The organism is Luteimonas sp. e5 (assembly GCF_054031035.1).
In genome coordinates this window covers 753,164-765,435 of record NZ_JBSTRX010000002.1, presented here as the reverse complement: position 1 = coordinate 765,435, position 12,272 = coordinate 753,164, and the positions used below count along the sequence as shown (strand labels likewise).

Below are 12,272 nucleotides of genomic sequence, written 5' to 3'. Positions count from 1 at the left end.
AAATCTGCTATCCAAGGTCAGCGCACATTGATCGGGCTGGCATCTAACAATTCATTCAAGCCGACGCCGCTTCGCGGCGCGGCTTAATTCAGGTGTTAGGCCTTTGTAGGGAGATCACGGGGGAGTTATATGTTACCTAGTCACGTCACGCTTCAAACCGCATTAAGCGCCACGAAGCGCACGCCGTTCACAAAGCTAGACCTTGAGATGTTTCGTGCGTACAAGGAATCTGTGAGAGGCACCAATCGAGATATCGTGCTTCATCACAGCATGGGTGGCGCCCTGCAACAGGCCTGCGAGAACGGCTGTATTGTTCTTACCTGTCCATTCCTAGAGACAGATTTTGTGTTTCTAAAATTGGACGCTGGGCGTGGCTTGTTTGGAGGACAAAAGTACAGAGTAATGTCCTATGTGGGCACCGTGGATCTGGACGAGTTGATGCCTGGCAGCACATTCAAAAGCTTTGCTATTGCCCTCACTGCAATCAACAACATCCATCGGAACGTAGAGCACGCAGCGGCACGTGGTGACTGGTGACGCAAAGGCCTAACAATGCGTTCAAGCCGAAGCCGCTTCGTTCCACCAAACACATGGCAGATGGAGCTTGCCATGTGCTTGGCTCCACTACGCGTCTCGGCTTAACTTAGGTGTTAGGTGCCAAGAGACACATGAACGCGATCCCGACAAAACAGAAAGCTACAATCGCATTTCTATCTCTGGCCACAGCCATATACCTGGGTAATTACGCGGCTGCTCAATGGCACACAAACTCGATCAAACAGCCACTCCCTGAGTGGCCTTTGGCTTTTGATTTTTTTATTCTTCTGCCATTGGCCTACTTCATAATCTTCAGGCCAAAGCCGAAAAAAGCATTACTCGTTTTTATCGGACTAGTGTCTTTGGGAGTGCTTGTAGGATCGTACGTTATTCCGCCCGATCAAAAAATGGTCTGGAGTCATATCGAGAAAGGCCGATGGCTATATTTGGGAGCACTTCTTCTCCTTCAAGCTGCCGTTGTTGTTTCGGTGGGACTCGAAATTTATCGAAACCGCCATGCTAAGAATATAGAAAATGCAATAAGCCAAGCCATATCCAAGAAGGTTCCAAGCAACCAGATTGCACAGCTACTTCAGGCCGATGCTCGAGTCTGGACTTATGCGTTCGTTCGAAATCGCGCCAAGCTCTACTCGCCACCTGATGGCTTCTTCTGCTTCAAGCATGATTCGAACGCATCGAATCAACAGGCTTTCATGTGGCTAGTTGCGGCCGAGATACCCATCGCGCACGTCTTGATTCACCTTTTCAGCCCGACATGGGCGATCATCGTAACCACAGTGTCAATATACGGACTCATCTTTCTGCTCTCGGAGTATCGAGCAACACTTCTGAGAGCAACCACCTTGGAGCAGGATTCACTCCACATACGTCATGGCGTCATTGGCGATCTTGCCGTCCCGTATTGGCAAATCCACTCCGTTCAACGCGAAAATATTCGTCCGCGCAGATCCAAGCAAGCTATTCGATTCGTTGGAACAGGCACAGCGAATATCCGATTGCAGTTGAAACCATCGACTACAATCGAAACAATGCTGGGTAGTCGCAAGGTGGCGACAATCTACATCGGCCTAGACGAACCAGAGCGATTCATACGTGAAATTCAGGAACGGCTTGGCGCCTAACAATTCGTTCAAGCCGACGCCGCTTCGCGGCGCGGCTTAACTCAAGCGTTAGGCCTTGTTTCCCGCACTGTTGTTGCCGGGTTCCAGGCAATGTGTAGCGCCTCGCTTATCCGCAGCGTTCGCACCTCGCACGCACGGTGCAGGCATCGGCAGTCAGCCCTGCGGCGCCTCGGCTTCGGACGGGCGCGACGCTCCGCGAGGTTCGACCGGCCGAGTCGGCTTCGGACAGGGCGCTGTGAGAGTTCTTGGCCGCGCGAGTTGCTGGTTCTGGCTTCGGCCCCGGCAAGTGCCAGCCTCAGGCCATTCGGCCAGACTTGTTGTACTGTTCGGCGCAAGGGTTGGGCTGTCGCCAGTTCGGGTGCAAGCCGGGCGTGCGGCGGCCTAACAAGTCGTTCAAGCCGAAGCCGCTTCGTTACGCAAACCACATGGCAGGTAAAGCTTGCCATGTGCTTCGCTCCACTACGCGCCTCGGCTTAACTTAGGTGTTATGTGGCAATGAGACTCGACTCGCAAACGGACAAAAGAGCATGGGCGCACTGATCGGCATTGCAGCAATCGTCATCTACTACGCAGTCATCTCCAGATTCATCGACGCCGGCTCAGCGCCCGCTGGGCTTGTGGCTACTGCTTACGTGTTTGTCCCCTTGATTGGCATACCACTCATGGTTGGCGCCGTCAGGTCCGGCATCAAGCCCGGATCCAAGGCCCGTCACATAAAAGCAGTTGCATCAGTTGCCGTTTTTGTCGGTCTCGGCATTCTTGGTGTGCTGTTCGCCGCTCGTATGTTCACCCCGTCCACCCCGGATCCGGTCGCGGACGAGCAATCCAGGCGAGCAACTTGGATCGCACGCGGTCAAGAGGCTGTAAAGACCAAGCTCAAAGATCCGGGCTCCGCACAGTTCCGAGCCGTGTACTTCAATCGCGGCAAGGACGGATTGCCCGTCACTTGTGGTGAGGTCAACTCAAAAAACAGCTTTGGCGGCTACTCTGGGCATCAAAAGTTCATTTCTGCGGGTAAACCGGAGTTGACGTACCTCGAGGAGCAGATGGTTGCGGGGGAGTTTGCAAAGGTCTGGAATACTCTTTGCGCCAAGTAGCCGTCTTGCCACATAACAATTCATTCAAGCCGAACCCGCTTCGCGGGTCGGCTTAATTCAGGCGTTAGGCTGTTAACGGCAAAGCACTTAGAGTGGCTTTTTCGGGTGCTTATCATCACGTCGGTTTTTGGCCAAGGCATCACGGACGCGGCTACAGGTTGAAGGCGTCCGAACGTCCCGCTTCTCGTCCACAGTTCACTCAGCATCGACTGGCTTCGGTGGCCGCGTCACCGCCTTCAACCTTGGATCATTGGCGTTCTGACGGCTGTGCCTGGCTTGGTGGTGCTGCAAGCCGTTGAGTGTGGCTTCTTCGCTCATTGGCGCGGTGAACGTAGGCAACGCTTGACTGCGTGTCCGGCCTGCGGTCGTTCAAGCGTCTGTAACTTCGGATGGCACTGCCCTGCTTCACCTACAGCCTAACTACTCGTTCAAGCCGACACTGCTTCGTAGCCATCCCGGCGTGGTACGCTCACGCTACCACGCCGTGCCGTCTACTACGCAGCGCGGCTTAACTCAGGTGTTAGACAACAATGACCATCCATTCAAGTTAGCCGAGAGCAAAGCGTGCGATTTCGGCAAAAATGGCTATCGCGGATAGCTTCGAGAAGGGTGCCACGGAACCAGAGATAGACGTGCTACGCTCCTTGGTCACCACGGAGATACCAAAGGACTTCCTCGACCTCTACACTCTTAACAACGGCCAGAAGCCTGAGGCTGAATTCGTAAACTTTAATAGAATTCTACCCATTCCAGAAATTCTAGAAAGCCAAAGAATGCTCACCGACGCTCTTTCCGACTTCGGTGAAATCGAATGGCTGGTGCCTGACAAGATCAAGAATTTGGCTTGGAGTTCAAACTGGATTAAGTTCACTGAGTTTGAAGGCGATGGATTTATCCTGGATCTTGACCCTGGCCCAAATGGAACGTATGGACAGATCTTCTACCGCCATCACGCTGATAATAGTATCAGGGTCTGTGCCAAGGGCATTGATGAGTTTATGAGGGTGATAGCTGATTTGGTTGAACGAGAGGACTGCGAAATCGATCGCGGGTGCGTAATTATTTCCAAACTATTCTGATTGTTGTCTAACAATTCGTTCAAGCCGACCCCGCTTCGTAGCGTCAAGTGCGTGCTTGCGCTACGCTAGCACGCACTCGCCGCCACTGCGCGTGGCGGCTTAACTCAAGGTGTTAGGCTGTTAACGGCAAAGCACTTAGAGTGGCCTTTTCGGGTGCTTATCATCACGTCGGTTTTTGGCCAAGGCGTCACGGACGCGGCTACAGGTTGAAGGCGTCCGAACGTACCGTCTCTCGTCCACAGTTCACCCGGCATCGGCGGCTTCGGTGGCCGCGTCACCGCCTTCAACCTTCGATCATTGGCGTCCTGACGGCTGTGCCTGGCTTGGCGGTGCTGCAAGCCGTTGCGTGTGGCTCCTTCGCTCATTGGCGCGGTGGGCGGAGGCAACGCGTGACTGCGTGTCCGGCCTGCGGTGGTTCAAGCATCTGCAACTTCGGATGCGTCTGCCCCACTTCACCCACAGCCTAACAACTCGTTCAAGCCGACACTGCTTCGTAGCCATCACGGCGTGGTACGCTCACGCTACCACGCCGTGCCGTCTACTACGCAGCGCGGCTTAACTCGGGTGTTATGTTGCGGAGAATCTATGCAGCTTCTGATGGACACACAGGCACTAATGTTCCATGCTGCTTATGAGCGATGCCTGGTTGAATCAAATGGAGTTCCAAACGTCTGCACCTCTATCAACGAAGAGGTGTTGCCGCTGGCCCTACCCGCTTACGTCTGTGCGGCCTTCGCCGCAGAAATTGGCCTCAAAGCTTTGCTCCGAAGAGAGGGCATTGTGGCAAGAGGCCACGATCTACAAAAGCTTTTTTCTCAATTGCCTATTAGGCTACAAAACGAGATACGCTGCCAGGCAGCGCCGTATGTAGACGACTTTGACAGCGACCTCGATAAGGCAAAGGATACCTTCCAAGAACTAAGGTACGTATTTGAGTACACTGGCCCACCCAAACATGTAAATTTCAGGGTTGTTGTTGCCATCTCGGCAGCCGCCACAAAGCTGATAGGCCTAGACCCGTCTGCCGCAACATAACAATTCGTTCAAGCCGACCCCGCTTCGTAGCGTCAAGTGCGCGCTTGCGCTACGCTAGCACGCACTCGCCGCCACTGCGCGTGGCGGCTTAAATCAAGGTGTTAGGTGCCTCAGATGGTTCCATATGGATTGACCGAAGAGCAATTTTCTGCAATGTATCAGCGCAAGCTGGATCGCCTCTCGGACGGTGCAATCCGTGTTCTCCGCGAACTGCATGCTCTTCCTATTGGCGACGGTGTAGACGAAGCACAAATCGAGATATTTCCTGACGAATACGGCGGAGCTCCGAGTGCTTGGGCTTACTGGCGTGGCAAACACAACAAAGTAGACCACAAAGACCAAAGCATCTTCCCAGGAAGATCGCTGGAACTTAAACTCGGCCTTGAAGCTCTAGCTGACATTGACGAGCAGTATTTCTTAGATCCTGACCAATTCCCGGGCCTTCGGCTCTCTGCACTTCTCCTCTCGCGTTGGCTAGCTGAATCGTGGTGGAAAGCTGGCGGATGGGGATACACACTGCCAACAACTCTTTCGGTACATGACTTTGGATCGTATGGCTGGGAGCAACTCTCAAAGGGCGGCACCTAACAATTCGTTCAAGCCGAAAATGCTTCGTGGCGCCGCTTATTGTGGTAGCGTGTACCACAACGCGTCGCCACTACGCATTTCGGCTTAACTCAGGTGTTAGGCTGTTAACGGCAAAGCACTTAGAGTGGCTTTTTCGGGTGCTTATCATCACGTCGGTTTTTGGCCAAGGCATCACGGACGCGGCTACAGCTTGAAGGCGTCCGAACGTCCCACTTCTCGTCCACAGTTCACTCAGCATCGGCTGGCTTCGGTCGCCGCGTCACCGCCTTCAACCTTCGATCATTGGCGTTCTGACAGCTGTGCCTGGTTTGGCGGTGCTGCAAGCCGTTGAGTGTGGCTTCTTCGCTCATTGGCGCGGTGGGCTGAGGCAACGCATGACTGCGTGTCCGGCCTGCGGTGGTTCAACCATCTGCAACTTCGGATGCCACTGCCCCACTTCACCCACAGCCTAACTACTCGTTCAAGCCGACACTGCTTCGTAGCCATCCCGGCGTGGTACGCTCACGCTACCACGCCGTGCCGTCTACTACGCAGCGCGGCTTAACTCGGGTGTTAGGCAACAGGAGCAGGATCATCGCAAACGTCGAAAAGCGCATTGTTGAACTGCGACCTCAGCATGTCACAGAGCTTAGAAACATGCTGGACATGTTCGCCACCGTGTTTGCTGATCCTGTCAACTATGCTGAAAGTCAGCCAACCAACCAGTATCTTCACGACCTTCTGGCCCGCGATACGTTTATAGCGGTCGCCGCAGTATGCGGCGATGAAGTAATTGGCGGCCTAACCGGATACGTTCTTCATAAGTTTGAGCAAGCCCGCAAAGAGATTTACATCTATGACTTGGCAGTCATTGAAGACCACCGGCGTTGCGGCATAGCGTCTCGACTTATCCGGAAAGTTCAGGAAATCGCCACTCGCATCGGAGCATACGTCATCTTTGTACAAGCAGATTACGGCGATGATCCGGCCGTGTCACTCTACACAAAGCTGGGTACAAGGGAAAATGTGATGCACTTTGACATTGATCCAGAGGCTGCTGCCTAACAATTCGTTCAAGCCGACCCCGCTTCGTAGCGTCAAGTGCGTGCTTACGCTACGCTAGCACGCACTCGCCGCCACTGCGCGTGGCGGCTTAACTCAAGGTGTTAGCCTTCACAGAGAAAATTCATGCGACTTCGAGCGCCTACAATCGATGTCACGTCTGAACGACCATTCGCGAATGACAAGCTTGACCGCCGAGCGGCTGTTGAGTCACTCACGAATATTCTGAAGAGCAGCACAGACCCGCTAGTAGTTTCTGTGAATGCTCCGTGGGGCTTCGGAAAGTCAACCTTTCTCAGGATGCTAGAGGCGCATCTATCTGCTGAAGGAATAAAGCATATAAGCTTCAACGCCTGGGCAAGCGATTACCTAGACGACCCATTCGTCGCGCTTCTAGGGGATACGGAAGAGCAACTCAACTCACTGCGAGGCGGGAACCGGTCCATTCAATCGAATATCGGAAAGGCTAAAAAGTATGGCGGAAAAATTATAAGAGCCGCCATACCCGCTGCCGTTCGCATCGGAACCGCTGGCGTCATCAACCTTGATGACCTTACTGAGAGCGCCATTGCAGATGCAGCAGAAAAGTTCGCCCAAGATCAGATCAATGCATATACGGAAGCCAAGAAATCCATCTCATCGTTCCAGAGGGAACTAAAGGAGATCGCTGAAACGCTGTATGGTGCCGACTCTGAACTTCCGCTTGTATTCATCATCGATGAGCTGGATAGGTGCAGGCCGACACATGCTGTTCGCCTACTTGAAATTGTTAAGCACTTCTTCTCGATTGATCGCGTTGCCTTCGTGATCGCACTGGATCCAGACCAGCTTGGGCATTCGGTAAGGACAATGTATGGCCAAGGCATGGATGTGGATGGCTACCTGAAGAGATTCTTTGATCTTGAATTAAACCTGCCTAATCCAACTTCCGGCGAGTTCCTGCAAGCGCAATTTACTAGGTTCGGGTTGGATCAATTCTTCGCAGACCGGATGCAGCACCAAGAGACAAGATATGACAAGGATCGCTTGGAGAGCATGTTCAGATACTTGTTTGTCGCTCTCGGCTTTTCTTTCAGGGAGCGAGAGCGTGCCTTTAGCCTACTGAGCCTTGCTATTCGCGCTACAGCTCAGAATCAATATCTTCACCCCCTGATGCTTGGCTGCCTAATTCTTCTGAAGATCAAGAACTCGGCTCTATACAGGAATTTCGTTTCAGGACGTGCAACCGCGACAGAGATAGTTGAGTATTTCTCCTCAGAAGCTGAGGGAAGAAAATTCATGCAGTCCAACTACGGTTACGTATTAGAGGCAGAACTGATAGGCGCCCTAACCCCTAGACATGAGCAAGCTGACTTATATCGACGGTTCACTCGTGAGGCGGAAGATGAAACACTCACTGGTGACGCTCGGCAAAGAGCAGAGATCATCGCGCATGTTGCTCAAGAGAAGCGATTCTCTCAACTCTATTCGAACATCAAATCAGTCGCATCAAAAATCGACCTCGTTGCAGGTGAAGGCTAACAATTCGTTCAAGCCGACCCCGCTTCGTAGCGTCAAGTGCGTGCTTACGCTACGCTTGCACGCACTCGCCGCCACTGCGCGTGGCGGCTTAACTCAAGGTGTTAGACCGCACAGGTGACATCATGGCCACTCCCGCGAACATTGAAGTCTTTAACGTCGTTTCCGCACGAGTCTTTGTAGAGCTTTATGAGTCTTTTCCGACACCAATAACTATTGACCCTGCGCTAACCGGTCTGAACGTCTTATTCGAACAAGAGTACGGCCCCGAAAGCGATGAATATAAGCATCTGGCTTCAAGTGCACACTCCACTATCCAGTTCTTACTAGATGAAGGCTTCATTAGAAAGAGCAGCGGTCCAGAGCATTTTGATCAACGCGGATTTCAAAACTTAGTCCTAACTAGTAAGGGGTTCTCTCTACTTCAGAAAACCCCTGAATCTGTCGATGAGTCACAAGACCGCAGAAGCTACTTCGAAAGACTTCGCGCTCTCACAGGAGCGGGCGTGAGAGTGATTGCCACAGAAGCGATTGGTCCGGTTATCTCCAGCCTCATGGGTGCGGTCTAACAATTCGTTCAAGCCGACCCCGCTTCGTAGCGTCAAGTGCGTGCTTGCGCTACGCTAGCACGCACTCGCCGCCACTGCGCGTGGCGGCTTAACTCAAGGTGTTAGACCCCAATGGCTGCTGTCCAGATACTCGTCACGATTGCCTCGCTCGTCTTCGGTCTCTGGCTCGGCCGGGTCGTGCAGTCCGGTTTGCGCACCGGCCGCATTCGCCACACCGACAGCACTCAATCGGCATCCCGTGCCGGGGAGCCCGCCAAATATTGGGCATTCATCCTTTTGTTCTCGGCGATCTCCTTCATGGCGCTTGTGACGGCTGCGCGCCTCCTGTTGATACTTTTCAGTCGCGCGTAGGCGTTTGCTAAATTGGGGCCTGAAAATTCGTTCAGTCGACGCCGCTTCGCGGGGCGGCTTAACTCAAGGCGTTAGACGTGCTCAACTACGCATCATTGCGACCTTTATTTGAGCCTTTCGGTGAACTGCGGCCTCAGGCAGCTTCGGAATGGACTGGCCGTGAAGTGCTTCCTCAAGAAGTTGCAACGTTCTATCTTGAAGTCGGCCCTTGGGGAGAAACATATCACGCCAATGTTGGGCCAGTCGGATCTACTCTAACGGTAGGTGGCAATCCTGTCTGTATTCCTCCACTTCATAAACTCGCCGATTTGCAGGCCGGTTACGCATGGTCCCGCACCCCCGACAATCCCTTGCAAGGTTGGGGCCGGGATTGGCTCGTCGTCGCTGACCAAGGTGGCGACCCGTTCATATTTGATTGTTCAAGTGGTCGTGTATTGTTCGATCATCATGGGAGCGGCCGCTGGAATCCTCAGGTTTTTGCGGAGAACTTGTATTTTGGCCTGGGCGGTGTCGCTACGGTTGCCAGTGCGTTTCTAAACCTCGGCGAAGAGGAGCACTTTGAAGACTGTGAGCTCAAGCCTTCCGGGCGCGAGATCATCACACTTGCTCTCACGGACTTTCTTGGTGAACGGAGCAAGGCCGAGCACATGCTTTCAGTATGGCGGTATTATCAATAAAGTACTTCTAACATTCGTTCAAACCGATGCTGCTTCGTAGCCATCCCGGCGTGGTACGCTCACGCTACCACGCCGTGCTGTCTACTACGCAGCGCGGCTTAACTCAAGGTGTTAGACCCCACTGGAAAGGCCACCATGCCATCTGCGACAACACTGACTATCGTAATGCTTGCCTTAGCGCCATTGACGCCTTCACTCACTCAAGACACAAGGGCCAATCTTGAAAAGCAGCTTATGCAGCTTGGATTTCCGCCAGTCTCACACAATAGTGTTGAAATAAGTATCTTGAACGCACTAGGCTTTGAACCACGTGCGGGTTCGGATGTTTATATGTCGTCGCACAGCCATCTCCCGACCGTCAAAACGGTATCAAAGGTGGCATCAAAGAAGTGTTCGACCATATCCTCGATTGCTTCAATAAGCGTTGGGGAAAAGACAATCAACGCAAAAATCACCGGAACTTACTGCCTGACTGGAAGAGCCATTTGGGAGTCGACAAATCAACTTGTAAGTCCTTCACCTAAATAGCGCTCAGTGGTCTAACAATTCATTCAAGCTGACCCTGTTTCGTAGCGTCATGTGCGTGCATACGCAAAGCCAGCATGCACTCGCCGCCACTGAGCGTGGTGACTTGGCTCAAGCGTCAGATGACGCTACAGTTCCCACTTTCACTCAGCCGGAGGGATGCTCAAAGTGAAGATTATCGAATGGAGTGATGTACTGCAGAGCTTGCCTGAAGAGTACCAGCATCGGGAAACCGAGGAGAAACTCCCTGGAAATGCCAAGTTCATTCTGATGGAGGATGAGTCAGAGAGCACTCAAATCTGCCTGGATCGACACTACTACGCCAATTCCGAGACCCTTTGCGGGATATTTGTGCCTGACGATCTCAATGCCAAACTCATCTACAATTCCAACCCGAAAGACAACCCGCTTACCCTGGTGGTGCGTGGAACAGTATCTGTGGATGCCGTGGTTGTGACAAGCTGCAACTTGAACTTTATAGGGGAAGCAACCTGCGACGATCTTTTCTGGGGGGATGGAGATGGTCAACTCAAGGTTCTCGACCGAGTTGAAACCCCCATCCTCCTGGCGACTCGGGGCTATGACGTGGAGACATACTGGGAGAATCTTTACTTTGACTATCCTCTTGTGGATAGCAGCGATCACTTTGGCGATCCTCATCTGGAACTGGTTAAAAAGCTGTTCAAAGATGATGTCACCATGCAAGCCAGCGGATATGGCGCCAGCTGGGCGGATTTTTTGAATAGGGATATGATCATATCTCTCTACCGCAAAGGGCAAACAGCACTGAAGCCGGCGTCCTAGGTGCGCCATCCAGCAACTCGTTCAACGCGACCCCGCTTCCTAGCGTCAAGCGCATGCTGCGCTGCACCAGCAAACACTGGTCACCATTGCACGTGACAACTTAACTCAAGGTGTCAGGTTTTTTTCGGGATATAAAGCTCTGGCTTATCGGCTGTGCTTGTTTTGACTGAGCTGAAGAAAGGTTGAGCCAAGTTCTGGCAAGGATCCACGGACAGATAAGATGATCAAGTGCAGCATTGATAGCGATATCAGGATGTGCGAGAGCATTGATCGCGCAAATAATAGTGATTTGACGGCGATTCTCGGCGCTCACAGATGTCTTGCAGATATCTCCAAAAAGGATGGCCGGATTGGTTCTTCCATCTGGATCTGCATCAAAGGAACAAGATGAACGCATTTGACTTCACTCCCTATATAGGCCACAGCAGCACTTATCCGGCGCTCGACAGTCTGTTGAAAGAGCACGGCATCACCTGGAGGCCGAGCGCTCATAGAAATTTGGACACACTCTATTTTATTCCGGGAAAAGGAATTTCCATTGCCTTTACCATTGGGGCGGAGAACGAAGGGATCCATAAAAAAAGCGATGGCGACTTTATCCTTGATCAACTTGAGGTTTCTCTTGTAGAAGAGAACAAGAAACATGGCAAATACGCAGGAACTCTTCCCTTAGGATTATCGGCATCTGACTCCAGGCAACAGACCAGGAGAAAGCTTGGAGTTCCCACCCGAACAACCGACAAACTTGATAACTATTACATAGACCAACTTGTGTGGACACTTGCATTCGACGGAGACCATCTGAAATTCGTGCAGGTCGCAGCCCCCTCTGACGGTAAGCGGAAGCACGGCTTGTGCCCTTGACTGCTCACAAACTCAACTCGTGCTGGTTTTTAATTACAGCGCAGTGCATGACTGTTCATACAAGCTGTACCCCGCTTCGCAGTGTAAAATGCGTGCATACGCTACGCTAGCACGCACTCGCCACCACTTCGCGTGCGGCTTAGCTCAAGGTGTCAGGTTGTTAACGGCAAAACACAAAGAGTAGTTTTCCCGGGTACTTTTCATCCCGTCTGCTTCTGGCCAAGGTGTCAATGATGCGGCTACAGGTTGAAGGCGTCCGAACGTCCCCTCTCGTCACACAGTCCACCCGGCATCGGCGGCTTCGGTAGTCGCGTCACCGCCTTCAACCTTCGATCATGGACGTCCCGACGATTGTGCCTGGCTTGGCGGCGCTGCAAGCCGTGCGGTGCGAGTTCTTCACTCGTTGGCGCCGGGGGCGTAGGCAACGCTTAACTGCGTGTCGGGC

The 12,272-nt window shown here is 52.8% G+C and carries 14 protein-coding genes; 13 read left to right on the top strand and 1 reads right to left on the bottom strand.

The window, feature by feature from the left end; all coding sequences use genetic code 11:
• Window positions 1-270: 270 nt before the first annotated feature.
• From ACW11F_RS09140 to ACW11F_RS09085, 12 genes are all read left to right on the top strand, one after another.
• Window positions 271-537 (top strand): hypothetical protein, encoded by a 267-nt coding sequence (locus ACW11F_RS09140; protein ID WP_456996542.1) that lies wholly within the window; start codon window positions 271-273, stop codon window positions 535-537.
• Between the two features lie 131 nt (window positions 538-668).
• Window positions 669-1,679, top strand: a complete 1,011-nt coding sequence (locus tag ACW11F_RS09135) for a hypothetical protein (RefSeq protein ID WP_456996541.1) — start codon at window positions 669-671, stop codon at window positions 1,677-1,679.
• A gap of 527 nt (window positions 1,680-2,206) precedes the next feature.
• On the top strand, window positions 2,207-2,776 hold the full coding sequence (locus tag ACW11F_RS09130; RefSeq protein WP_456996540.1) for a hypothetical protein: 570 nt from the start codon (window positions 2,207-2,209) through the stop codon (window positions 2,774-2,776).
• 581 nt (window positions 2,777-3,357) lie between these two features.
• Window positions 3,358-3,855, top strand: coding sequence for an SMI1/KNR4 family protein (locus ACW11F_RS09125; RefSeq protein WP_456996539.1), 498 nt, complete (start codon window positions 3,358-3,360; stop codon window positions 3,853-3,855).
• 585 nt (window positions 3,856-4,440) lie between these two features.
• Window positions 4,441-4,890 (top strand): HEPN domain-containing protein, encoded by a 450-nt coding sequence (locus ACW11F_RS09120; protein ID WP_456996538.1) that lies wholly within the window; start codon window positions 4,441-4,443, stop codon window positions 4,888-4,890.
• 105 nt (window positions 4,891-4,995) lie between these two features.
• Window positions 4,996-5,478: a hypothetical protein gene (locus ACW11F_RS09115; protein WP_456996537.1), complete on the top strand. Its 483-nt coding sequence runs from the start codon at window positions 4,996-4,998 to the stop codon at window positions 5,476-5,478.
• Window positions 5,479-6,051: 573 nt separating this feature from the next.
• Entirely contained in the window at window positions 6,052-6,522 is a 471-nt protein-coding gene (locus tag ACW11F_RS09110; RefSeq protein WP_456996592.1) for an AAC(3)-I family aminoglycoside N-acetyltransferase, read from the top strand.
• Window positions 6,523-6,645: 123 nt separating this feature from the next.
• Entirely contained in the window at window positions 6,646-8,040 is a 1,395-nt protein-coding gene (locus tag ACW11F_RS09105) for a KAP family P-loop NTPase fold protein (protein ID WP_456996536.1), read from the top strand.
• A 122-nt stretch (window positions 8,041-8,162) separates the two neighbouring features.
• Complete coding sequence (locus ACW11F_RS09100; RefSeq protein WP_456996535.1) at window positions 8,163-8,606, top strand: hypothetical protein; 444 nt, start codon at window positions 8,163-8,165, stop codon at window positions 8,604-8,606.
• 111 nt (window positions 8,607-8,717) lie between these two features.
• On the top strand, window positions 8,718-8,957 hold the full coding sequence (locus ACW11F_RS09095; RefSeq protein WP_456996534.1) for a hypothetical protein: 240 nt from the start codon (window positions 8,718-8,720) through the stop codon (window positions 8,955-8,957).
• A 77-nt stretch (window positions 8,958-9,034) separates the two neighbouring features.
• On the top strand, window positions 9,035-9,634 hold the full coding sequence (locus ACW11F_RS09090; protein WP_456996533.1) for a hypothetical protein: 600 nt from the start codon (window positions 9,035-9,037) through the stop codon (window positions 9,632-9,634).
• A gap of 693 nt (window positions 9,635-10,327) precedes the next feature.
• Window positions 10,328-10,963, top strand: coding sequence for a hypothetical protein (locus ACW11F_RS09085; protein WP_456996532.1), 636 nt, complete (start codon window positions 10,328-10,330; stop codon window positions 10,961-10,963).
• Between the two features lie 100 nt (window positions 10,964-11,063).
• Here the strand turns inward: ACW11F_RS09085 and ACW11F_RS09080 are convergent, their stop codons facing one another.
• Window positions 11,064-11,360, bottom strand: coding sequence for a hypothetical protein (locus ACW11F_RS09080; protein ID WP_456996531.1), 297 nt, complete (start codon window positions 11,358-11,360; stop codon window positions 11,064-11,066).
• Between ACW11F_RS09080 and ACW11F_RS09075 the strand changes: the two genes are divergently transcribed.
• Complete coding sequence (locus ACW11F_RS09075) at window positions 11,351-11,827, top strand: hypothetical protein (RefSeq protein WP_456996530.1); 477 nt, start codon at window positions 11,351-11,353, stop codon at window positions 11,825-11,827. The genes ACW11F_RS09080 and ACW11F_RS09075 overlap by 10 nt on opposite strands.
• The last annotated feature ends 445 nt before the right edge of the window (window positions 11,828-12,272 follow it).